16 protein-coding genes and 4 tRNA genes are annotated in these 23696 nt (G+C 66.4%); 8 read left to right on the top strand and 12 right to left on the bottom strand.

What is annotated here, in order from left to right; all coding sequences use genetic code 11:
- Window positions 1–9 precede the first annotated feature (9 nt).
- The 4 genes from VGK27_08210 to VGK27_08195 form a co-directional block, all read right to left on the bottom strand.
- Window positions 10–2205 carry a molybdopterin-dependent oxidoreductase gene (locus VGK27_08210; protein ID HEY3490086.1) on the bottom strand — a complete coding sequence of 732 codons (2196 nt, stop codon included), beginning with the start codon at window positions 2203–2205 and terminating at the stop codon, window positions 10–12.
- A 13-nt stretch (window positions 2206–2218) separates the two neighbouring features.
- The gene (locus tag VGK27_08205; GenBank protein ID HEY3490085.1) at window positions 2219–2710 is read right to left on the bottom strand and encodes a cytochrome c3 family protein; all 492 of its coding nucleotides are present in this window, start codon (window positions 2708–2710) and stop codon (window positions 2219–2221) included.
- A 95-nt stretch (window positions 2711–2805) separates the two neighbouring features.
- The gene (locus VGK27_08200; GenBank protein HEY3490084.1) at window positions 2806–3516 is read right to left on the bottom strand and encodes a VTT domain-containing protein; all 711 of its coding nucleotides are present in this window, start codon (window positions 3514–3516) and stop codon (window positions 2806–2808) included.
- Complete coding sequence (locus VGK27_08195; GenBank protein ID HEY3490083.1) at window positions 3513–6500, bottom strand: calcium-translocating P-type ATPase, PMCA-type; 2988 nt, start codon at window positions 6498–6500, stop codon at window positions 3513–3515. The genes VGK27_08200 and VGK27_08195 overlap by 4 nt, the downstream gene beginning before the upstream one ends.
- A gap of 93 nt (window positions 6501–6593) precedes the next feature.
- Between VGK27_08195 and VGK27_08190 the strand changes: the two genes are divergently transcribed.
- Window positions 6594–8204, top strand: coding sequence for a radical SAM protein (locus VGK27_08190; protein ID HEY3490082.1), 1611 nt, complete (start codon window positions 6594–6596; stop codon window positions 8202–8204).
- Here the strand turns inward: VGK27_08190 and VGK27_08185 are convergent.
- Window positions 8174–9277: a response regulator gene (locus VGK27_08185; GenBank protein ID HEY3490081.1), complete on the bottom strand. Its 1104-nt coding sequence runs from the start codon at window positions 9275–9277 to the stop codon at window positions 8174–8176. The genes VGK27_08190 and VGK27_08185 overlap by 31 nt on opposite strands.
- Window positions 9274–11025: a histidine kinase dimerization/phosphoacceptor domain -containing protein gene (locus VGK27_08180; protein ID HEY3490080.1), complete on the bottom strand. Its 1752-nt coding sequence runs from the start codon at window positions 11023–11025 to the stop codon at window positions 9274–9276. Before VGK27_08180 ends, VGK27_08185 begins: the two co-directional genes overlap by 4 nt.
- An 88-nt stretch (window positions 11026–11113) precedes the next feature.
- On the opposite strand from VGK27_08180, the gene VGK27_08175 reads away from it, so the two are divergent.
- Window positions 11114–12370 (top strand): M48 family metallopeptidase, encoded by a 1257-nt coding sequence (locus VGK27_08175; GenBank protein HEY3490079.1) that lies wholly within the window; start codon window positions 11114–11116, stop codon window positions 12368–12370.
- Window positions 12371–12553: 183 nt separating this feature from the next.
- Here VGK27_08175 and VGK27_08170 read toward each other — a convergent pair.
- Window positions 12554–12630: transfer RNA gene (locus VGK27_08170), tRNA-Arg, on the bottom strand.
- A 91-nt stretch (window positions 12631–12721) separates the two neighbouring features.
- On the opposite strand from VGK27_08170, the gene VGK27_08165 reads away from it, so the two are divergent.
- The 5 genes from VGK27_08165 to VGK27_08145 all read left to right on the top strand — a co-directional run bounded on the left by VGK27_08165 (window position 12722) and on the right by VGK27_08145 (window position 17056).
- Window positions 12722–15037: a heavy metal translocating P-type ATPase gene (locus VGK27_08165; protein ID HEY3490078.1), complete on the top strand. Its 2316-nt coding sequence runs from the start codon at window positions 12722–12724 to the stop codon at window positions 15035–15037.
- A gap of 92 nt (window positions 15038–15129) precedes the next feature.
- Window positions 15130–15205: transfer RNA gene (locus VGK27_08160), tRNA-His, on the top strand.
- Window positions 15206–15273: 68 nt separating this feature from the next.
- Window positions 15274–15349 (top strand) — tRNA-Arg (locus VGK27_08155).
- A gap of 24 nt (window positions 15350–15373) precedes the next feature.
- A tRNA-Lys gene (locus VGK27_08150) sits at window positions 15374–15449 on the top strand.
- A 332-nt stretch (window positions 15450–15781) separates the two neighbouring features.
- Window positions 15782–17056 (top strand): carboxypeptidase-like regulatory domain-containing protein, encoded by a 1275-nt coding sequence (locus VGK27_08145; GenBank protein ID HEY3490077.1) that lies wholly within the window; start codon window positions 15782–15784, stop codon window positions 17054–17056.
- A 10-nt stretch (window positions 17057–17066) separates the two neighbouring features.
- Here the strand turns inward: VGK27_08145 and VGK27_08140 are convergent, their stop codons facing one another.
- Together VGK27_08140 and VGK27_08135 are read right to left on the bottom strand one after the other, a co-directional pair.
- On the bottom strand, window positions 17067–17270 hold the full coding sequence (locus tag VGK27_08140; protein HEY3490076.1) for a 4-oxalocrotonate tautomerase family protein: 204 nt from the start codon (window positions 17268–17270) through the stop codon (window positions 17067–17069).
- 11 nt (window positions 17271–17281) lie between these two features.
- Complete coding sequence (locus VGK27_08135; protein ID HEY3490075.1) at window positions 17282–18013, bottom strand: DUF1847 domain-containing protein; 732 nt, start codon at window positions 18011–18013, stop codon at window positions 17282–17284.
- 109 nt (window positions 18014–18122) lie between these two features.
- Here VGK27_08135 and VGK27_08130 point away from each other — a divergent pair, with 109 nt between their 5' ends.
- Window positions 18123–18902 (top strand): aldo/keto reductase, encoded by a 780-nt coding sequence (locus VGK27_08130; GenBank protein HEY3490074.1) that lies wholly within the window; start codon window positions 18123–18125, stop codon window positions 18900–18902.
- Between the two features lie 25 nt (window positions 18903–18927).
- Here the strand turns inward: VGK27_08130 and VGK27_08125 are convergent, their stop codons facing one another.
- From VGK27_08125 to VGK27_08115, 3 genes are read right to left on the bottom strand one after another with little or no spacing between them, the layout of a single operon-like run.
- Complete coding sequence (locus tag VGK27_08125) at window positions 18928–21612, bottom strand: ATP-binding protein (protein HEY3490073.1); 2685 nt, start codon at window positions 21610–21612, stop codon at window positions 18928–18930.
- Window positions 21613–21618: 6 nt separating this feature from the next.
- Entirely contained in the window at window positions 21619–22083 is a 465-nt protein-coding gene (locus tag VGK27_08120) for a chemotaxis protein CheW (protein HEY3490072.1), read from the bottom strand.
- Entirely contained in the window at window positions 22083–23696 is a 1614-nt protein-coding gene (locus VGK27_08115) for a methyl-accepting chemotaxis protein (protein ID HEY3490071.1), read from the bottom strand. The genes VGK27_08120 and VGK27_08115 overlap by 1 nt, the downstream gene beginning before the upstream one ends.

The following is a 23696-nucleotide window of genomic DNA, read 5'->3' as shown; positions in this document are numbered from 1 at the left end:
TGGCCCCCGTCATGCGATGAATTGGTCGGGCTTCCACTGCCCCTCGGGGAAGCCGAAACGGACCAGCCGTCCCTTGACGGCGGCCTTCGAAAGGGCGACGCGCGTCGACTGGAAGGCGGGCCCGCCCGTGGCCGTATCGGTTGCGTCGGGCAAAAGCGCGAACGGGTTCTCGCCCCGGCCGTTGGCAAACTTCCCGAACCGCCGGTGACCCTGGCCGAGCGGCATCGCGACGACGTCGGGCGCCAGCCCCGGGTGGAGCACCGCGTGGGCATGGACCGTACCGGACGGCGAGGAGACGGCGACGCCGTCCCCCTCGGCGATCCCCAGCTTTGCGGCCGTCGCGGGGTTGATCTCGACCCAGTTCCGCCAGACCGCCGTGGTGACCGGGTCGGGCAGTTCCTGAAGCCACGGCAGGTTGGCCAACCGTCCGTCGAGCAGCGCGTTGGACGGGTAGACGCGCAGCACGAAGGGGAAGCGCGCGGGATCGCCCGCGAAGGCGGACATGGCCGCGCGGGGAAGCGACGGCTTCGCTGCCCGTGGCGTGGGCCGCGGCGGCGACGGTTCTGCGTCGAAGTAGCCGCCCGCCTGGAGTGCGCGTTCGAAGAGAACATCCATGCCCGCATACGCCTTCCCCAAAAGCTCCCGGAAGCTGGTCGCCGGCAGCGCCGCGGCGACCGGGCCACCCAGCTCCCGCGCCGCGGCGAGGAGGATGTCGGGCATCGAGCGGGTGTCGTGGTAGACGGAAATGACCGGCTGCATGAGGGTGATCGCGTTGCCTGCGTGTCCCATGGGCGCGAAGTCGTCACCCCATTCCTCGAGGAAGTGGGAAGTGGGAAGGACGAGGTCGGCATGCGCGGTGGTCTCGTCGAGGAACGGCGCCATGGCCGCCACGAAGGGGACCCGTTCTAGCGCGGCCTCGAACCCGAGAGACGAAGGAAGCGCAAATGCGGGGTTGGCCGGCTCGCACAGCAGCGCGGCACGGAAAGCGCCCTTCTTCATCCGGTCGATCGCCCCGCGCATCGCCGCATGACCCGACTCGGGCGGCGGCGCCATCAAGGCGGCGTCCGCGCCGAAGCGGGCCAGGGCGGCACGTCGGTCCGGGAAAGCGACGCCCCCGGGGCCGCCCACGCTCCCGGAGAGCGCGTTGAGGAGCGCGACGCACGACAGGTTGAAGGCGCCGTTCGTCATGGTGGCCGGCCCCGTGCCTGCGATGGCGAGGCCGGGGCGGTTCCCTGCGAACTCGTGCGCCGTCGCCACGAAGATGGAAGGGGCAAGGCCGGTCTTCTTCGCGGCGCTCTCGGGGGTGTGGCGATCGAGCCCTTCCCGCCAAAGCGCGGCAGACGCGGCGGCGGGGACGAGCTTGTCGCGCACCAGGACGTGGGCGATGGCCAGCGCGGCCTCGCTTTCAGTGCCGGGGGCGACCGGGAAGCAGGCGTCGGCGTTCGCGGCAGTCATCGAGAAGCGGGAGCCGAAATGGACCAGCTTGCCGCGGACCGTCTCGCGCCCCTGCCGCATCTCGCCGTAGGCGCGTCCGAAGTGGACCGGGGAAAGCCCCGTTTCGAGGAAGTCGCCGCCAAATGAAAGGGCGTAGCGCGCGCCGGACAGGTCGAATTCGGGGAGGTCGCGGATGCCGAAGACCGATTCCGATGCGGCCAGCAGGGCATCCTGTCCGAACGGATCCCATGCGACGCGGTGCGGGGAGCCGAACGCCTTCATGAAGCGGGCTGCGACGACGTTGCGGTGCCCCCGCATCGGCCCCGAGAGCATCAGTAGCGATTCGGGCGCCTCGGCGTGCACCGTCTTCAACTCGCCCATCAGGATGCCGAGCGCCTCTTTCCAGGACACGGGGGTGAAGGCGCCGGAGCCGCGCGCGCCGGTTCGCCGCATGGGCTGCCGGAGCCGCTCGGGATGGTAGAGCGCCTGCAGCGCCGCCTGGCCGCGGGCGCACAATTTGCCGCGGTTGACGGGGTGGTTCGGGTTTCCCTCGATCTTCTTGGCGCGCCCCTCGGAGATCCGGACGACGATGCCGCATCCGGCGGGGCACTGGCGGCAGGCCGTCGCGTACCAGAGCGATTCTCCGAGGGCGTAGCTCTCGGGTGGGATGACGAACGGGACGATCGTGCGCGAGATGTCCCGGCATCCGCCGAAGAGGGCGGCGAACGCCGTGAGTCCCGTGATCCTGAAAAAGTCGCGACGGTCGATCATGCCCGCTCCTTGGTCACTTGTGGCAGGTCAAGCAGTCGATGGAGACGCCGCGCTGCCGGTGGCACGCCATGCACCACCCCATCGTGAACGCCCGCTTCTGCACTGCGGTGGTCGCCCGGTCGATCCCGGGATGACAGAAGAGGCACGGGACGCCGGCGTTGACCATCTTGTGGTGGGGGAAGTAGACGTGGTCGGGCAGCTTCGCCACGCGGTTCCAGGCGATCGCCTTCCTTTCCTTCGAGGCCCGAATAACCTTCTGCACTTCGGGGTTGCCTGTCGCGATGACCCGGTGGCAGACCTTGCATTTCTCGGCGGACGGAATGCCGGCCGAATTGGCGCGGGTCGCGTAGATGTGGCAGAAGCGGCAGTCGATGCGGTAGCCGGTGACGTGGACGACGTGCGGGAATAGGACGGGCTGGGCGGACTGGGCGAACCCCCGGCCGTCCGCGAGGGACAGGAAAACGATGACCGATGCGAGGGCGGAAAGTGCGACTGCGTTGCGCATCGTACTCCTACCGTACCGTGATCTCGGCTTTCCTGCGGCAGGTTCCAGTCTAGTGCAGCGCAAAAAGAAATGATAAAAAAATATGAAGCAATAGACTAGGGATGCCGGTGCTTCTGCCATGCATGAAAGCGGCGGTCGATCTCCTTTCGATAGAAAAACAGCAGCAGCACGATCGCCAGCGCCCCGGCTGTCAGCACGCCAAGTTCGGCATAATGCCCGCGCCTGAGGAAACTCCCGCCCAACGTCAGCATCACCGTCCCCAACAACCGCCCCGCGCCCGCCACCAGGATGAATTCCATCGGAAGCATGTGCCCGAGCCCGAGGATGTAGCAGAGGTAGTCCTTCGGGAATCCCGGCAGCAGGAAGAGCATGAAGGCCAGGAAGAGCCCCTTCTGGTGCAGCAGGAAATCGAAGCGCTCGAGCGTGGCGCGCTGGACGAACTTCTCGACCACCGGCCGCCCGAACGCCCGCGCGATCGAGAAATTGATCCAGGAGCCCAGCGTCAGGCCGATCGAGGACAGCGTGATTCCGACCAGCGGGCCGTAGAGGAAACCGCCCAGGAAACCGACCATCTCCCCCGGGATCGGGGCGGCGACGACCTGCAGCACCTGAAGCAGGATGAAGCCGGCGAAGCTCCAGGGGCCCAGCGAATCGAGGAACCGCTTCGCCGCGGCCCGGTCGAGGAGATAACGGTAAGCGCCGGTCGCGTAGAGGACCGCCCCGAGACCGGCGAAGCACAGCCCCAGCAGAGCCAGTCGAAGCCAGACGCGGGTGGCCCGGGGGGGGAAGGGAGCGGGATCCGTCATGCGGCCTTCCGGTGCGTCGATCCCCGGCGCGACAGCCACCGGCGCAGCTCGCCCGCCCAGAGCACGACCGAGGTCGCGGCCAGGAGGATTGCCCAGTCCGCAAACGCGAGCGGCACGGTGCGGAACACGGCGCCGCCGACCTGCGTGACGAGCGACTGGCCGATCAGGATGGTGGCCGCGATCAGCAGGAAGGCGCCGTTCTTTCCAAGCCCCGTGAAGGCCGAGTGCCGCAGCCCGAAGCAGCGCGCGTTGAACAGGTTCCAGAACTGGAGCAGGACGAAGCCGGTGAAAAAGATCGAATGCTCCCGGGGGGTGACGACGCCGTCCGAATTCATGAGGAGCAACCCGCCGACGAAGAGCGCCAGGAAGCAGCCGGCCGTGACGAAGAGCTCGCGGGCCATGGGCTTCGAGACGATGAATTCCTCGGGGCGCCTCGGCTTCTTCCGCATGATCCCGGCGTGCGGCGGCTCGGTCGCCAGCGCGAGGGCGGCGAAGGTGTCCATGATGAGGTTGATCCAGAGGATCTGCGTGACGGTGAACGGGATCTTCACGCCCAGGAAGGGGCCGATGAACGAGGTGCCGAGCGCCGCGACGCTGATGGTGAGCTGGAACAGGATGAAGCGCTGGATGTTCAGGTAGACGGCGCGCCCCCAGCGGATGGCGTTCACGATGCTGTTGAAGGAATCATCGAGCAGGATGATATCGCTCGCCTCCTTCGCCACGGCGGTGCCTGTCTTCCCCATAGCAAGCCCGACGTCGGCGTGGTTGAGGGCGGGGCCGTCGTTGGTCCCGTCGCCCGTGACGGCGACCACCTGCCCTTCGGCCTGCAGCGCCTTGACGAGGCGGAGCTTGTCGGCCGGTCGCGCGCGGGACAGGATCTTGAGGTCGTGCACGACAAGGGCGACCTGCGCATCGGTCAGCGCCTCGAACGCGGGGCCCGTGACGTGATGCTCAGGCGTGTCGGCGTCGGTCCACAAGCCGATCTGACGCGCGATCTCCTGAGCCGTCTCGGGGTTGTCGCCGGTGACGATCTTGACGCCGACGCCCGCCTCCCGGCACGCCTTGACGGCGCCCGGCACGTCGTCGCGGACGGGATCGGCGATGGCGACGAAGCCAAGCCACGTCATTCCGACGGCCACGTCCTCGAGGTCGAGGTCGGGATCGCGCGGCGGACGGGTCCGGAGGGCGAAGCCGATGGTGCGCATGCCCCGCCGCTGGTAGGTGCGGATCGATTCCTCGATCGCGCCGATCCTTCCTTCGATCGGCACCTCCCCATCCCCGGAAAGGAACGTGGCGCATCGCTCGACGATGATCTCGGGGGCGCCTTTCGCGAAAAGGACGTCTTCGCCGTCGATGCCGGAGACGCCGGCCGTGCCCATGAATTTGCGCTCGGTCGAAAAGGTCCACTGGTAGCCGGTGCGAAACCCGTCGCGCAGCGCCTTGTAGTCGAAGCCCGCCTCGTGCAGCCAGAGCAGCAGCGCCCCCTCGGTCGGGTTGCCTACGGGGAGCGGCGCTTCCGAATCGCCGAAGTCGAGGTGGGCCGTACTGTTCGCGGCGACCGATTCGGCGATGCGGCGGGCGGCGGGAAACGCCGGCGAGAACGACCCTTCCGGAATCCCCGGGAAGCCGTCGTCGCATACGCGCATCTCGTTGCGGGTCAGGGTGCCCGTCTTGTCGGAGCAGATGACCGTGGCCGCGCCGATCGTCTCGCACGCATGCATCCGGCGGACGAGGTTGTTGGTGGCGGTCATCTTTTTCATGCTGTAGGCGAGGCTCAGCGTGACGCTCATCGGAAGCCCTTCCGGCACCGCCGCGACGATGATGGTCACCGAGATCATGAAGTAGTTCAGGATCTCCCGCGCCGGGTCGTGCGGGAGCCACGCGGCCTCGCCCGGGGGGATCCAGCCGCACCACTGCGCCGCGAGGAGCGCGACTCCGAACAGCAGCCCCCCGCCGAGCACGGACGCCGCCCAGCCGGGAACGCTTCCGTTTTCGGTCCACCGGGGCGGTTCCTTCCGGACGCCGAGCAGCCGGACCGCGTCGTTGAAGATCGGCATCCAGACGCGCGACAGCGCCACCAGGACGCCGAGCGCCAGAATACCGAAAAAGCGCCACTGCCCGGTCGTCAGGGCGACGTCGCCGGTTGCGGCGCCTCGGGCGACGAGCAGCGCGAAGATGAGGCCGGACGCGCCGAAGCCGAAGACGCCGATGACGCGCGAAAGGCGGGTCGTCTGGCGGGTGAGCGGAGTGATCTCCTGCGTCTTCTCGGAGGCGGCCCGCGCCGTCCGGCCGATCTCGGAAGCGTCGCCGACCGCGGTCACCTCGAGCAGCCCGTGCCCGTCGACCACGATCGTGCCGCGAAGCAGCGCGTTGTAAGGGTAGGCGGAATGCGCCTCGTCGGTAGGGATCCCCTCGAGCGTCACGGACTTGCAGACCGGCATCGACTCGCCGGTCAGCCGCGATTCGTCGGACATCATCGAGACGGATTCGAGCAGCGTTCCGTCGCCTGGCACTTCCTCGCCGGCTTCCAGCAGCAGGAGGTCGCCCCGTACCAGTTCCTGCCGCGGGATCACCGTGACGTTGCCTTCCCGGACCACCTTGATGGGGATGTCGTCGCTGGCCTTGTTTAACAGGTCGAAGTCGCGCGCCGCCTGGTATTCGTTCAGGAAGGCGAGGGTTGTGGCGAGGAGGATCGCGATAAGGATGCCGGCGCTCTCGGTGAAGCGCCCTCGCAGGAGCGCGTCGAGCAGGCTTCCGGCGGGCGACGTGCCGGAGGGCGCTTCGGCGAGCGCTTCGACGGCAGCCACGAATACGGAGACGGCCGCCGCGATGATGAGGATCCGCATCACGGGGTCATCGAATTTTTCGAAGTAGAGCTTCCACCAGGGGTCGCGTTTCGGCGGGGTGAGGAGGTTCGGGCCGTGAAGGCGGCGACTTTCCTCGACCCCGGATGCGGTCAGCCCCTGGTGACTTGCATGCGTCATTGCAATCCCTCGATGCGTGTATTTGCCTGAAACCCTTAAGGTACCGCACGGCGCACGCTGTGGAAAGCCGCCGCGCCGGCATACAATGGAAAGATGTCCCGCCTGCTGCTCATCTACCCGCCCGCCGTCAAGCCGTGCGAACCTCCGCTCGGGCTGGCGTGCCTCCTGGGCGAGCTTGCGGCGCGGGGGATCGAGGCGTCCGCCATCGACGCCAACCTGGAGGCCTGTCTCCACCTGCTGGCGGAGGATGGCTCCACGGAGGTGCCCCGCCGCAATGGTTTCCGGGCGCTTGCCTACCTTCGGTCGCCGGGCGCCGCCGAATCCTTTCCCCGTTACGTGACCGCGGTCCGCCGGCTGGACCGGGCGCTGTCGGTCCTTCGGGGCGCCACAGGCGAAGAACGGGTCACGCTCGGCGATTACGTCCACGGCGGCTATTCCCCGTTTTCTCCCGCGGCGCTCGAAGCGGTTTCGGCCGGCGCCGTCCCGACGCTGTTCTCCGGCTATTACCGGGACTCCCTGCTTCCCCGCGTCGTCGAACTGTCTCCCCGGACGATCGGCCTGTCGGTCAATTTCCGGCACCAGGTGCTGCCTGCCTTCGAACTGGCGGGGATGTTGAAACGCGCCCTGCCGGGCGTCCGGATCGTCGGCGGAGGCGGGATGTTCTCATCCTGGGGGCGGACGCTCCGTGAATCTTCTCTTCGCCTGCCGGCTTTCGATGCGATCGTGACCGGGGCGGGGGAGGCAACGCTTGCCCGGCTGACCGCGGGCGACGGCTGGGACGAGGGCCCCGTCATGGAGGGCGGCGACGCCGTCCGGTTCGCGCCCGACTTCGGCTTCGCCCGGCTCGGGGAATACCTGTCGCCCGTCCCGGTCCTGCCGGTGACCGCCTCCCGGGGCTGCTATTGGCGGCGCTGTGCCTTCTGCCCGGAAGCGGCGACGCCGACGCACGGCTACGCCTGCATCGAGGCCGCGCGCTTTCCCGCGCTGCTCCTTTCGCTATCGGAGCGGTATGGCGTGCGCCATTTCCACCTGACCGACAACGCGATTCCCGTGAACGTCCTGCGGGCCATCGCCGGCCGGGCCGACGACCTGTCCCGCCTGCGCTGGCACGGCTTCGTCCGCTTCGAGCGCGCGCTGGCCGATCCGGCGCTGGCGGCCGCCTTGGCGAGAAGCGGCTGCCGCATGCTGCAGCTCGGTCTGGAAAGCGGCTCGCAGCGGGTGCTCGACAGACTGAAGAAGGGGACCCACCTCGAGGACGCGTCGGCGATCCTCGCCAACCTTTCCCGGGCGGGCATCGCCACATACGTCTACGTCATGCTCGGGATGCCGGGAGAGACGGAGGCCGACGCCGAGGCGACGCGGGCGTTCCTCGAAGCCCATGCGGGCGCGATCGGATTCCTCAACGTCGCCCTGATGAACCTGCCGCGCGATTCCGCCTTCCTCGATGCGCCCGAGGAGCACGGAATCCGCGATGCGAGACTTTATTCGGAGGACGAGCCGCTGGGCCTGTATCGATCGTTCGCGTCGGCGAACGGCTGGAGCCGGGCGGAGGCGCGTCGATTCCTGTCGAAGCGGATGCTCGGGACGCCGGCGATCCGGGCCATCGTCAACCGGACGCCGCCGCTGTTCACCTCGAACCACGCCTTCCTGTTTGCGCCTGGATCCGGGGGGGATTATTCCCCGGGCGGCGCGACGGGCAGGTAAAGGGACACGGTCGTTCCCTCGCCGGGCACGGAGCCGATCTCGATGTAGCCGTTGCATTGGCGGACGAACCCGTAGACGGAAGGGAGGCCGAGCCCCCGGCCGAACAGCCGGGTCGAGACGAACGGCTCGAACACGTGCCCGGCCGTTTCGGCCGGAATGCCGCACCCGGTGTCGGCCACGTCGATGAAGGCGTACTCCCCGGGCTGCACCGGGATTCCTTTCGGATCATCGCCCTTGCCGAACGTTTTCGTGCCTCGCCGGATGACGATGGTCCCGCCGTCGGGCATCGCCTCGGAGGCATTGGCGACGAGGTGCTCGAGGGCGTTCGCCAGGTGGCGTGGGTCGGTCGAGACGTGGATCTCGGCCCCGTTTTCGGGAATGAGCAACCGAACCCGGTCGCCCGCGATCCCGGAAAGCCGTTCCTGCAAGCCGCCGATCAGCGCGCCGAGCTCGAGATCCTGCGGGAAGAGCATCTGCCGGCGGCCGTAGGACAGCAGGTGGTCGGACAGTTGCGCCGCACGGTCTCCCGCCTCGACGACGATGTTCAGCTTTTCCCGGCGGGGGTCGTCGGGCGGGAGGGATTCGCCCACCATCGTGGCGTAGCCGGTCACGACGGTCATCAGGTTGTTGATGTTGTGCGCGACGCCGGCCGCCAGACGGCCGACCGCTTCGTAGCGCTCGGTCAGCGCCAATCTTTTTTCGACCCCGGCCTTGTAGATCGCGATCTCGACGGCGGCCTTCAGCTCCCGGTCCTCGACCGGCTTGACGAGATACCCGTAGGGCATCGCCTTCTTCGCCCGGGCGAGGATGTCGGCGTCGGCCCAGGCGGACAGGAAAAGGATCGGGGTGTCGAAACGTTTACGAAGCTGCCCGGCGGTCTCGACGCCGTCCATGGTCCCCTTGAGGACGATGTCGAGGAGGACCAGGTCGGGCCGGGTCGACGCGGCCAGGCGGAGTCCCTCCTCGCCCGTCGCCGCGGTGCCGGCGACGTCGTACCCGAACCGCTCGAGGCGGTTTCGGAGGTCCTCGGCGATGAGCGATTCGTCCTCGACGATCAGGATGCGCGTGGTCACTCCGCCGCCCCTTCCGCGCCGCCGGCCGTGGCCGGCACGATGCCCGATTCCGGGAAATCGACGAGGATCTCGGTGCCCCCCCCGCTCCTGGCCCGGACCGATCCTCCGATCTGCTCGGCCAGCAGTCGGACGATCCGGAGCCCCAGGCTCGTAACGGCGTGAATGTCGAATCCCTCGGGAAGTCCCCGCCCGTCGTCGGCGACGCTCAGCTTCCACCGGTCGTCGTCCCGCTTCATCGAGACCGTGATCTGACCGCTCCCCCCGGCGGCCCACGCGTGCTTGAGGGCGTTGACGAGCAGCTCGTTGAGGATGAGCGCCCAGGGGATCGCGACCGAGATGTCCATCGAGCAGGCTTCGATCCAGACCTGCAGCCGGACCCGGTTGCTGTCGATGCCGTAGGTCTGGACCAGCGACAGGAACAGCTTGCGGGCATAGTCGGCCAGGTCGATCCGGGAGAGGTCGCTCGAATTGTAGAACCGCTCGTGGACCAGGCCGATGGTGGCGATCCGGGTTCGGCTCTCGGCCAGCGCGGTGGCGGCGGCGGGATCGGCGACCACGCCCTCCTGGAGCGAGAGGAGGCTGGCGATCACCTGCAGGTTGTTCTTGACCCGGTGGTGGATCTCGCGGAGCAGCAGCTCTTTCTCCCGCAGAGATGCCTCGAGATCGGACGTCCTTTCGGCGACCATCTCCTCGAGCAGCTCGCGGTACCGTTCGAGCTCCCGCTCGACTTTTTTGCGGTCGGAGACATCCTGGAACATGATGGCGACCTGGCCGAAGCGGGGGGAGAAGGCGAATCCCTCGATCCACCGGTCGTGGAACTCGCCGCTTTTTTCGTACCGCACCGGCTTGCCGTCGATGGCGACGCCGCCGATCAGCCGGACCCAGGCCGTCGTGTCTTCGGGTGCCGCATCGAAGGCGCCGAGTTCCCCGAGCGTGCGCCCGATCACCTCGTGCGCCAGCAGCCCGGACTGCCGCTCGAACGCCGGGTTGACCTCGAGGTAGCGCAGGTCGACGGGAACGCCCGACTCGTCGCAGACCGCTTCCATCAACGCGAAACCGTTGAGCATCTTGTTGAAAAGAAGCGCGTAGTTGCGCTCGCTGTTCTGCAGCGCATCGTGGGTGAGCCGGTGCTCCCGAAGGTTCTTGAGCCAGCATCGCAAGGTCTGCCCGGCGGTGTCCTCGTCGCGGAGCTCCTCGGGGGGCAGATGGTAGATGTTCTCGGCCGCGTGCGCGCCCAGCAATGCCTTCGGGTGGGCCGACAGCGCCTTCAGCAGCAGCGTCGGGGTGAAGCGGCGGCTGTCGTAGAGGCATAGGGAGGTCGGCGGCTGCATCGATCGGCCGGCCTGCCCCAGGTCGTTCTCGAAGGTGCCCATGCAGCGGGCGGGCGACTCGGACGCGAGGATCCAACCGGTGTCGGCGGCGGTGCGCAGGCCGGCCCAGCCGCCCCTTTCGGCCAGGGCTATTTCCGGCGGAATCGGCGGGGGAGACTTACCGGGGGCGACGATCGAAAGCTGGCCCCGATCCAAAAAGGGGGCCGGGTCGATGCCGATGCTTCGGAGACCCTCGAACACGTCGGATTCCCCGCCGGCCTCGAAGAAACAGAGGACGCGCTCGTTACGGTCGAGCCCCTGCCCGATGAAGGGGACGAGCGCCGCCAGGCGATCGCGGGCCGACTCGAAGATGCAGCAAATGTGGTCGCCCGGGGAGACCCCGGACAGCGACCTGGGGAGTTCGCGAAAAAGGGGCAACCGGGCGGTCTCCTTCGTCTTTCCGACTTGGAGTTTACATCCTAATTCGGCTGAAGGACAATCACCATCAGGAAAGAAGGGGGAGAAGATGAAAACCGATTACGAACCGATCCGCGTCCTGGAAGAGGCGACGCTCCTGTCTCACCTCGAAGAGGTCTTCAACGCGCCGGCCGTCAGCTCGCTGCTGGCGTTCAAGGACAAGATCGACAAGGACAACCTGCTCGCCAGCGTGATGAAGGGATACCATTTCCCGCTGTCCGAAAAGTTCGGAGGGGAACTTCACACCATCTGCCGGGAGGTGGCGAAGCAGCTCGCACTTGATGACCTGAACGTTGAGTATTATGTATGCAACAGCCCGGAAACAAACGCATATGCCCTGTTCAACCATAACGAGGGCGAACCGCACTACGTTGTCCTGCATTCCGGGCTGATCGACAAGCTCGAGCCGGACGAGTTGCGCTTCGTCATCGGACACGAACTGGGGCATCTGGTTTACCGGCACTCGGTCCTGTACCGGGTGATGGAACTTATCTATCCCAATTTCGAGGACTTGCCGCCATTCCTTCAAGGGATACATGACCTCTGGAGGAAGCTGGGAGAGATCTCGGCCGACCGGCTGGGGCTGCTGGCCGTCCGCGCCCTCGAGCCGGCGCTGTCGGCGATGTTCAAGATGTCCTCGGGGCTTTCGATGGGCTACTTCAAGATGGACCCGAAGGCTTATCTCGAGATGATCGACGACCTGATGGCCGACATGGAGAAGACGGGCGAGCGCGTCTTCGAATCGCATCCCGCCAACCCGGTCCGCGTGAAGGCGCTCGAACTCTTTTTCCATTCGCGCACCTGGGCCGACTGGACCGGGGGGCGAAAGCCTAGGCGCGACAAGGCGCTCGAGGCGAAACTCGAGGACGCAATCGCGGTCCTGCGCAAGACGCCGCGCGTCGAGCGGGAAAAGTCGGAGCTTCTGTTTCTCGCGTCGGCCGGCTATATCCTCATGACGTGCGACGAGGATGCGAACGAGGACGAATACACCTACCTTCTCAACCTGCTTTCGTACTATTACTTCTGGCCCGCGGCCTACCTGGAGGGCTATTTCGAGGAGAAGGACCCGAAGAAGCTCCAGAAGACGATGGCGAAGAGCGCGGCGCGCATCGTCAAGGAATACCCCCAGTCGACTCGCACGATGCTGCAGGCGCTGATTCCTCTGCTGACCCGCGACAAGCGGCTAGACCAGCGCGAGCTCGACATGCTCTTCAAGATCGCCGAGAAGCACCTGCAGATCCCGCACGCCGAGGTGGTCGACCTGATCCTCGCAGGGCTGGTCGAGAACTTCCGGCCGATGACGTAAGCCGGGGAGTGAGAAGGCATGGTGCGCCTGGCAGGATTCGGCTACTTCGCCTCCGACATCCTGTCTCCGGCTGCGTAGCCTCCCCTCGACCGCCTGCTGCCGCCATCCATGGCGGCTTGTCCTCGCTATTCGCTCGGCGGCGGTCTCGCTTCGAATCCTGAGTGGGCTTGGTGAAGGGAGTCATGGTGCGCCTGGCAGGATTCGAACCTGCGGCCATCTGCTTAGAAGGCAGATGCTCTATCCACCTGAGCTACAGGCGCACGCCGGGGGAAGTATAGCAAACTAACCGGACGATTCGAACCGTGTTAGCCCCGTTGTGCCATCATAAAAGGATTGTCGGATCGCATATTCATGAGGAACCGTCGCATGGTCGACCCGGTCCCGGGCATGCCCGCCAGGGCGAGGAAGGATTTGACGCGGGACACCTTCGCCGTTGAGGGGATGTCGTGTGCTTCGTGCGTCGCACGGGTCGAGCGGGCGCTCGTCAAGGTGCCGGGCGTCGTCTCGGCGTCTGTCAACCTGGCGACGAAATCGGCCTCGGTCGACTACGCGCCGGGGACCGCCGATCCCGCCGCGTTCCGCGCGGCCGTCGAGGAGGCGGGCTACACCGTGCCCCTCCCGGTTCCCGACGAGGACCCGGTCGTGCGGCTCGAGCGGATGCAGGCCGAGGAGGAAGGCGCGCTGCTTCTCCGGCTGAAGGCCGGCGCTGCGCTCGCCGTCCCGCTGCTTCTTTTCTCCCATCTCGAAATGTTCGCGGGGCACGCGGCGATGCGGTTGTCCCCCTTCGCGGCCAACCTGCTCCAGCTGGCGCTGGCGACGCCGGTCCAGTTCTGGGTCGGCGCCCGCTTCTACCGGGGGGCGTGGGCCGCCGCGCGCCACGCCACGACCGACATGAACACCCTGGTGGCGCTGGGGACGAGCGTCGCCTGGCTCTACAGCGCCGTGGTCACCTTCTTCCCGGCGGCGGTCGTGCCGGCCGGGACCGAGGGGCATGTCTATTTCGATACTTCGGCCACGATCGTCGTGCTCATCCTGCTGGGGCGCTGGTTCGAGGCACGCGCCAAGGGACGGACGTCCGAGGCGGTGCGGAAGCTGGTCGGCCTGGTGCCGAAGAGCGCCCGCGTCGTGCGCGACGGCGTCGAGCACGACGTGCCGCTCGAGAGCGTCCGCGCGGGGGAGACGCTGGTCGTCCGTCCCGGCGAAAAAGTGCCGGTTGACGGCGACGTGACCGACGGATCGGGCGCGGTGGACGAGTCGATGCTCACGGGAGAGCCGCTTCCCGTCGACAAGCGGGTAGGCGGCGCGGTGACCGGCGGGACGATCAACCTCAACGGACGCCTGGTGATCCGGGCCACCCGCGTCGGGCGCGACACGGTGCTCGCCCGCATCGTCGCGATGGTCCAGGCCGCACAGGGGAGCAAGCCGCCCATCGGCCGGCTGGCCGACCGGATCGCATCCTGGTTCGTTCCCGTCGTGCTGGCCATCGCGGGCGCGACCTTTCTCGCCTGGTATCTCCTGGGCCCCGAGCCCCGCCTGATGTGGGCGCTGCTCGACATGATCGCGGTGCTGATCATCGCCTGTCCCTGCGCCCTGGGGCTCGCAACACCGACGTCGATCATGGTGGCCACGGGGAAGGGGGCCGAGTTGGGGATCCTGGTGCGGGACGGCGCGGCGCTCGAGACGGCGCACCGGGTCGATACGGTGCTGCTCGACAAGACGGGCACGGTGACTTCGGGTAAGCCCGCGCTCACGACGATCAGTTGCCCCCCGGCGGGCACTTTCCGGGGCGAGGCAGGGGAGGCGCAGTTGCTCCGCCTTGCGGCCTCCGCCGAAAGCGGCTCGGAACATCCGCTGGCTGCGGCTATCGTCCGCGGCGCCGCGGCGCGCGGCATCGCGATCGCGACGCCCGGGGATTTCGAATCCGTGGCGGGGCGCGGCATCCGGGCGACGGTCGAGGGGCAGGTTGTGCTGGCCGGGACGGCGGACTGGCTCGAGCAGGGGGGCGTCGATCCCTCCGGCCTGCTAGCCGATGCGGCGGAATTGGCGGAGACGGGCGCCACCGCCGTGCTCGTGGCCGTCGACAGTCGTGCGGCCGGGGTGATGGCGATCGCCGACCCGATCAAGCCCGGCGCCCCGGCGGCGATCGCGACGCTCAAGAAGATGGGGCTCGACGTCGTCCTGCTTACCGGCGACAACCGCCGGACCGCGCTGTCGATCGCGAAACAGGCGGGCATCGGTACGGTGCGGGCGGGGCTTCTTCCCGACGGGAAGGCCGAGGCGGTGCGCGCGTTCCAGGCGGACGGGCACGTCGTCGCGATGGTGGGCGACGGCATCAACGACGCGCCGGCGCTGGCGCAGGCCGATGTCGGCATGGCGATCGGCACCGGCACCGACATCGCGATCGAGTCGGGCGACATCGTGCTGATGGGGGGCGACCTGGCCGGCGTCGCGGCCGCCATGAAACTGAGCCGCGCCACGATCCGCAACATCGCGCAGAACCTGTTCTGGGCGTTCGCCTACAACGTCCTGCTCATCCCGGTCGCGGCCGGCGCCCTGTTCCCTTTCTTCGGCATCCGGCTCAACCCGATCATGGCCGCCGCCGCGATGGGGCTCTCGTCGGTGACGGTCGTCACGAACGCGTTGCGGCTGCGCCGATTCAAGCCGTGATCCGGCTTCCGGAAGATTATTTCGGGGGCCTCAAAGATTTCCGGGTTGACGTCCGCGCGAAGATGCTTGTATACTCTCCCTTCGCTTTTGCGGAGAGTGTAGCTCAGTTGGCAGAGCACCAGGTTGTGGCCCTGGTGGCCGTGGGTTCAAGCCCCATCACTCTCCCCATTCTTTGACACCGGCAAGCCCGGCACCTTCCGGAGAATCCGGATAACCGCGGGTTTTGTTTCGCGAGGGCGCCTGTAGCTCAGGTGGATAGAGTACCGGCCTCCGAAGCCGGGTGCGGAGGTTCGAGTCCTCCCAGGCGCACCAATTTTTTTGTTCTTTACATAACGTGGGCCATTAGCTCAACTGGCAGAGCAGCGGACTCTTAATCCGGAGGTTGTAGGTTCGACTCCTACATGGCCCACCAAATTTTCCCAAACGGGAAGCCGATTTTCGGCTTCCCGTTTGTCGTTACATGGGCCCAATGCAGGAGTCGAAGCGAGTCCGCCGCCGAGCGGATAGCGAGGATGAGCCCGCATGGATGCGGGCGTCAGGCGGTCGAGGGGAGGCTACGCAGCCGGAGACAGGATGTCGGAGGCGTAGTGGCCGACTCCTACATGGCCCACCAATCTTTCCCAAAGGGGAAGCCGATCATTCGGCTTCCCCTTTGGCGTATTATCCAATAATTTGCAACAGGTTGACGCCCGTCGCGGTATGATTCGGAAGCAATCGTCGCACATCTCCGCACGCGAGGTGTCCATGATGTCCGTTTCCCGCCGCATCCTTGTCCTTCTGATCGCCGCCGGCTGTTCCTTGTTCCTGTACGCCTGCGGCGGGTCGTCGCCCGGCGCTTCCGGCGCATCGGTGAGCGGCATCGTCTACGCCCCCAACGGCATCGACCCGATGCCGGGAGCCCAGGTCCGGGTCGTTCCGGCCGGCGCATCCGGCGCTCCCGCGCCCTTCGCGATCCTGAACACGGCCCCGGTTTCCGCCGAAACTACGACCGGCCCCGACGGAAGCTTCTCGATCACGGGGCTCAAGCCGGGAAGCTACAGCCTGGTCGTCACCCAGGGACAGTTCGGGAAATCTTCCATTCTGACGGTGGGCGAAAATACATTGACGGAAATTCCCCCCGGCCAGACGACGCTGCCCGGTACCAGTGCCGGGGAGACCGATGTCGCTCCGCGGGTCGCGGTCGTGACAGGCGAATGGGACGAAATGGCCAACGTGCTGGCCAAGTTCGGCATGGGGCAGGTCGACGCACAAGGGACCCTCCTCCTCGGCACCGAGAAGTTCGACCTGTACCTTGGGAACTCCAGTCGCCCCGTCTGGAACGAGGAATGGCAGGACTTTTCCTGGGACCCCTACCCCGAAGGCTACCCGACCGACAACGTTCTCTACGCGAATCTCGCATCCTTGCGGCGGTATGACGTCATCGTGATCAACTGCGGCGCGAACCAGGAATGGCTCTCGGCGCCTGGCGAACCCGGGGTCAAATCGAACCTCAGGGAATATGTCCGGCTCGGCGGACGCCTCTACGTGACCGACCGCGGAAACAACTTCGTCGAGCAGGCGTTCCCCGAATTCATCCGCTTCCAGGAGGGCGGCGACACCGTCCCCTCCGTCCCGGAACCGCTCGACGCGGCCTGGGTCGGGCTGGGCGGGATCACGACCGACGCCGCCGTGCGCGACGCCTCACTGGCGGCCTGGCTGGGGGGACTCGGAGCGCTCAACGACAACGGGGCGCTGCACGTCGAGGACTTTCTGGGGGGATGGGCGGTCATTGGAGCGCCTGAACCGACGACGGAGGGAGGCAAAGTCAAGGTTTGGGTCGAGGGACAGGTGACGATCCAGGTGCTCGATCCGCAAGGCAGCGGCAGTTACGTGGAGGTCGATGCCGGGATTCGCCCACTGACCGTGTCGTTCCCGTTCGGGCAGGGAACCGTGATCTACACGTCCTATCACACGGCCGGCATGCCGCACCTCGGCTTCACACCGCAAGAGCGGGTGCTGGAATACCTGCTGCTCCTTTAGAATCGGGGGATTATTTCCCCGATTTCCGTCGCACGGTGACGCTTTCGCCGCCGATGCCCCAGTTGTCGGTGTCGACCTCGTCGATGACGACCACGGTCGTGGCGGGATTCTTCCCCAGCACGTCGACCAGCAGCTGCGTCGCGCCCTTGATGAGCGCGGCCTTCTGCTCGGAGGTCGCGCCCTCGCGCGTGATCCTGATATTGACGTAAGGCATGGCGCGCCTCCTTATTCCGGCACGATCACCGGCAGCTTCTGCAGCCGCTTGTAGTAGAAGTTCTGGCCGTAGAGCACCGCGGCCGGGTTGTGGTTCGTCACCCGGTCCTTGACCACGAGCGTGGTCACGGGCGCCTTCGAATATTTCGCGAACAGCATATCGTGCCCGATGCACAGCCCGACGATGATGTTCATGTCCGTCTTCGCCCGGTTGAGGATCTTCGCCTGCGCGATCGGGTTGCACGCCGGCTCGAACGTGCCCGGCCTCACCTTGGCGGATTCCGGGATCCCCAGCTCGAGCTTGTCGATGCTGCCCGCCTTGCAGCAGATGCTCATCGGTTCGAGCCCCTGCGCCGTGAGGATCGCGGCCAGCCGGTCGCTCTCGTCGAGCAGCCCGATGCAGGTGGCGATGCCGATCTTCCGGTACCCCATCAGCTTCGCGAAGGCGATCGTGTCCTCGACCCGGGTCCAGCGGGCGTTGACCGCTTCGCTGCCCGGGACGGGCTGATAGCACAACCCCTCGACCCGCGCCGCGACCTGCGCGATTTTCGCATCCGTCGTCGTCCCCCGGTACTGCTCGAACGACGAATCGATGAGGTCGGCGTCGCGCTTCGACGGGCAGTTGCCCGGTTGCGGGGGCGCGCTTTCGGGGGTCGCACTCCAGCAGTTCGACGCTCCCGACTTCTGCCACACGACGCCGCACTTCGAGCAGGTCGGCGGAGCCGGGATCCCTTTTTTCGTCATCGAAATCCTCCTTCGGCAGCGATCCTCTTCGACCGCTACATGTAATTCCATAATACGATGAACCCGGAGACGGGCGATCCGCAGATCGCGGTCGCGGGGGAGGGACGCCATGGAAGAATTCGCGGTTCGGGAAGTTCCGAGGCTTGGCCGGAAATTGTTCCGGCTGGGATTGTCCGGCACCTTCAACCTCGACGAGGACGGTTGCCGCGAGGCGCTAGAGCGGGTCCAGTATGTGTTCTGGACGCCGCGGATGAAAAGCCTGACCCCGGCGCTGCGCGATGCGCTGGCGCGCGACCGCGAGCGTTACGTCGTGTCGGCCGGCCCGCTCTTCGGCTATTTCCCGGGCGCCGTGCGGCGCGGCGTCGAAAAGGCGCTCCGGACGCTCGGCACCGACCACCTCGACGTCCTGCAGCTCTACTGGCTCGGGAAGATGTCCGCCTTCACCGGGCCGGTGCAGGAAGAGATGCTCCGGTTGCGCGAGGAGGGGAAGGTGTGCGCGCTGGGCGTCTCCATCCACGACCGGCCGCGTGCCGGGCGACTGGCGGAGCATTCGATGCTCGACCTCCTGATGATCCGCTACAACGCCGCGCACCCGGGCGCCGAGCAGGACATCTTCCCGCACCTCGCACAACATCGTCCCGCGATCGTCGCCTACACGGCGACCGCCTGGCGGAAGTTGCTGACGCTGCCCAAAGGGCGCACCGGAAGGGTGCCGACGGCCGGCGACTGCTACCGTTTTTGCCTGACGAACCCGCACGTCGACCTTGTCCTGACCGCCCCGCGCACCGTGGCCGAGCTGCGGGAAAATCTCGCGGCCGTCGACGGGGGGCCACTCGACCCGGACGAGATGGCGTTCATGCGCGACTTCGGGCGCGCGGTCCACGGGTAGTCACGCTATCCGGGGAGGACCGGCATCATCCGGGCCCCAGGGTGACGCCTGGCGGGTTGCCTGCGTGCGGCGGATCGTGCAGCATTTCGGCCAGGTGGCGGAGAAGCTCCGCCGGGGCAAACGGTTTCGGCAGGAAATTGATGCCGGACTCGAGAACGCCGTTCTTCGAAATGTGCTCCTCCGAGTAACCGGACATGAGGAGCACCTTCACGCCGGGGAATTGCAACAATAGGCGGTCCCCCAACTCACGTCCGTTCATCCCCGGCATGACCACATCCGACAGCAGCAGGTCGACCGGATCGCCGATATCGGCCAGACGCAACGCCTCCTCGCCGGACACCGCCTCGGTCACGTCATATCCCGCGGAGCGAAGGATCGATCCGAGCAGCATGCGGATGCTGTCCGAATCGTCGACCAGCAGGATGGTCTTTTCCTGCCGGCCGGGTTTCCGGATGAACTCGGGGGAAGGCGCCGGCAAGGCGGCGCAATCGTTGGTGCGCGGAAGAAAGACCCGGAAGGTGCTCCCGGCGCCGGGCGAGCTGGATACCTCGATGGTGCCGCCGAGTTGCTGAACCATCCCGTGGACGGTCGCGAGCCCGAGCCCGGTCCCCTGGCCCCTTTGTTTCGTGGTGAAGAACGGGTCGAAGATGTTCGGCAGGATTTCCTCGCGGATCCCGCATCCCGTGTCGCTGATCAACAGCAGGACACCGCAGCCCGTTTCCCCGTCGCCTGCCCCTCCCGCCGATTTATCCCCCGCTTTGGTGTTGACGACCTGGATGACGATGGATCCGCCGAGCGGCATGGCATCCCGGGCGTTGATGGCCAGGTTCATGACGATCTGTTCGATCTGCCCGGGATCAGCCAGGACCGGATGCAGCGCCTCTTCCCGAATGACCGTCATCTCGTAGCTTTCTCCGATCAGGCGACGGAGCATGTCTTCGATGCCCGCCACGGCGCACCCGACGTCGAGCACCTTCGCCTGGACCACCTGCTTCCGGGAGAAGGTGAGCAGCTTCCGGGTGAGCGAGGTCGCCAGTTCCGCCGCCTTGTCGATCTCACCAAGCTCGAATCGCATAGGAGAGTGATTCGGCAATCGGGAAAGGAGCAGCTGGGTATAACCGGTGATCGCCGTGAGCAGGTTGTTGAAGTCGTGGGCGATGCCGCCCGCAAGGGTTCCGACGGCTTCCATCTTCTGCGATTGCCGCAACTGGTCCGCGACTTTGCGGAACGCCTCCTCGGCCCGTCTTCGCTTGGTGATATCGCGGGCGATGCTCAGGATGGTCTCGCGCCCGTCGATCGTCACGATCCGTGCGTTGACCTCCGTCGGGATTCCGGCACCGGAGCGGGTCCTGTATTCCGACTCGTACGAGATGTGTCCCGACCAGCGCAGCTCTTCGGAGCGCGCCGGGAGATCCGCGGGTTGACCAGCAGATTCAAGCGCGGTGATCGACATTCCCCGCAACTCCTCACGCGTGTACTCCAGCCATCTGCATGCCGTTCGGTTGGCATCCAGGATCGTCCCGTCGATCTCGTGGGAAAAGATGGCATCCCCCGCGGCATCGAACAGCGTCTCGTATCTTTCCTCGGAGGAGGCGCATAGCGCCCGGCTTTCGACCAGCGCTTCCCCCTGCTGGTCGATCCAGTCGGCCATGCGGCGGATGCTCTGCGTGAGGCTTGCGAACTTCCCCCGTTTCGGAGCGGCGCCGTCCCGGTTCAGCATCGGGAGCGTGTCGGCCACCTGCATGCCGAGGTCGAGCGGCCCGAGGACGGTCCGGTCGGCAAATCCCAGGATCAGGCCCATCGCCAGGAGCACCACGACCGCGAGGGCCGCGAGGTTGAGCGCGAACTGCCGGTTGGCCGGTCCGAAAAGCCGGTCCCGCGGGATCTCGAGAATCAGGTAGGCATCTCCTGAGGCGGGACCTGCGATTTCGTCATCGTGGGAGAGCCTGGAGAAGAAGCCGACCTGCCGGCTCCCGGAGGATCCCGTGAACTCGCGCACGCCGCCACCGCCCGAGCGAACGATCCCCAGAAGCGCCTCTTCCGGAAGTCGCTTCCCGAACAGGCGGTCGGGGTCCGGATAACGGAAAAGGACGGTGCCGTTCCGGTCGACCTTGGTGAGTATCGCCCCGTCCGGCAACTCTTGCGTGATCCGGTAGCTTTGACGGTTCATCCACTTGAAATCGAGGGAGGCGAAGAGGACCGAGTCGATACTGCCCGACGCGCTGAAAACGGGGAGGGCGCCGCTTTGGGACGGGCAACCGGTCACGCGGTCGATCTGGTATTCCCCGACGGCGAACTGGCCGGTATCGACCGCCTTGCGGAAATAGGGGCGATCGGACAGCTCGACCGGTCGGGGTGCGGCGATGGCGTTGCAGACGACCCGCCCGCCGGAATCGGTCAGGCCGATGTTCGAAAACAGCGGATTCATGGCGACGATGGCGGCGAACACGCGCCTGCAGCGGGCGGCGTCCGCCTGTTGCACGTTTCCGCGCAGCGCGAGCCCGGCCAGCAACTGCCGCATGCCGCTCAGCGCCTGCGCCTCGGCCCGGGACGCCTCCTTCGCCTGCATCTCGAGGTGGCGCTGCATCCCGGAAACGGCCAACTGGCGCTGGGATGCGGCGAAGTAAACCGACAGGCCCACGAGCGGCAGGATCGATAGCAGGATGATCCCCAGGACCTTCGCCCGGAGCGTGGCATGACGGGACGACATCCGCAGCTACCCTCCGAGGATGTTCCCGATATCGAGCAGGATGACCACCTTCTCCTTCAGTTTTGCCATGCCGACGATCTGTTCCGATACGGACCCTGAACCGATTTCCGGCGGCGGTTCGATGTCGGACGAGGGAATCTGGCTCACTTCCGACACGGCGTCCACGATCGTGCCGACCTGCCGCAAACCGGTCTGATCGGGCAGGTCGACGACGACGATGCAGGTGCGCTCTGTGAACGGCGCCGCCTCGACGCCGAATTTCAGCCGGAGATCCACGACCGGGATGATCTTGCCGCGCAGGTTGATCACGCCCCGGATCGAGGCATCCGAATCGGGAACGGGCGTGATCTCCATGATCCCGATGATCTCCCGGATCATCCGGATGTCGATCCCGAAGATCTCCCCGGCAAGCTGAAACGTTAAGTATTTATGTTGCCCGGGCCCGATTTGCCGGGATGCGGCCGTTTCCATCAGAACTGCCCCATCTCGGCGGCGTCCAGCGGGATCACTTCCTCCGGATTACGGATGCTCCTGCCGGTCGACCCGCGGACGGCGCCCGAACCGGACGACAGCGCCGTGGGGGACTTCCGACCCGCCATCTTGCCTGCGGGACGGGTCGACCAGGCTGTCGCCGGCCGCCTTGCAATCCCGTTCCCTTCACCCTCCGACAAGGCCCGGAGCGATTCGACGATCCCCTGGAGCGACATGGACTGGGAGTTCATCTCTTCGGCGGCGCTGGCGATTTCCTCCGCGCTTCCCGCGTTCTGCTGCGTCACCTTGTCCATCTGCGAAACGGCCGTGCTGACTTCCGAGATCCCGCGGGACTGTTCCAGCGATGCTGCCGAGACTTCCGCCACGAGGTCGGTCACCTTCGTGACCGTGACCGTCACTTCGAGGAAGTCGGCATTGGTTTTCTGCACGAGATCGGTGCCGTCCTTGATCCGACGGATCGCGCCCTCGATCAGCTCGGAGGTGTTCTTGGCCGCGCCCGCCGCGCGCTGGGCCAGGTTGCGCACCTCGTCGGCCACGACGGCGAAGCCGGCTCCGGCCTCTCCCGCCCGTGCCGCCTCGACGGCGGCGTTCAGCGCCAGGAGGTTCGTCTGGAAGGCGATCTCGTCGATCGTCTTGATGATCTTGCCGATCTCCTCGCTCGTGGAGGAGATCTCGGCCATCTGCCCGACCAGCTTTCCCATCGAGTCGTTCGCCTTCCGCACGGAAACCCCGGCGCTGTCGGAAAGCGATTTGGCCTCCCCGGCGCTTTCGCTATTCCGGGTCGTCATCGCCGACATCTCTTCCATTGCGGAAGCCGTTTCCTCGAGCGAGGCGGCTTGTTCGGATGACCCTTCGGCAAGTGCCTGGGAGGAGGAGGAGAGCATCCCCGCGGCGGAAGTCACCTGGGAGGCGCCTTCGGAAAGCGCGTTGACCGAATCGTTCAGCGACCTGGAAATCGTACGGGAGAGGAAAAGGCCGAGCCCCAGCGACAGGCCGATGCAGCCGAGCACCAGGCCGAGCATGAAGCGCCCCGCGGCCGTGCCGGTGTTGTGATTTTCATCTGCGATCTTCTTCGCGTTTTCGACCTTCAGCCGGACGAGTTCCTCGATCTGCGTCTGCGTCTCCTGGCGAAGCCTCCCCAGGTCGCTGACGATCAGCGCCTCGGCCTCGCCCGGCTTTCCGGCCTTCACGAGGTCGATGAACTTGTCGAGCACGGTTAGGTAGGTCCCGTAGCTGGTCCGGAATTTCCGGAACGATTCCCGGCCGCCGTCGGTCATGAGCGAGCCTTCGAACGGATCGATGTCCTGCTGGATTTCCTTCTGGCGGTCCCGGATCATACCGACCAGCTTCTCCTGCTTGGCGGAATCCTTCGCCGCCAGCAGCTCGTAGACGTTCGACCGCATCCGGTGGAAGTTGGTGGATATGCTCCCGATCTGCTCCAGCGGCTCGGTAAACTTGGTGTACAGGCGGTCGTCGGCGGCCATGATCTTGTTGATGTTGACGTATCCGACGAAACCCACGATGCCGCAGATCAGCGCGACGATCAGGAATCCCCCTGTCAGCTTCTTGCCCAGCGACATCCGTTCCAGCAT

The organism is Candidatus Deferrimicrobiaceae bacterium (assembly GCA_036504035.1).
Taxonomy (GTDB): domain Bacteria; phylum Desulfobacterota; class Deferrimicrobia; order Deferrimicrobiales; family Deferrimicrobiaceae; genus JANXPS01.
Note: the sequence above shows the minus strand (reverse complement) of the source record. Positions and strands in the feature narration are given on the sequence as shown.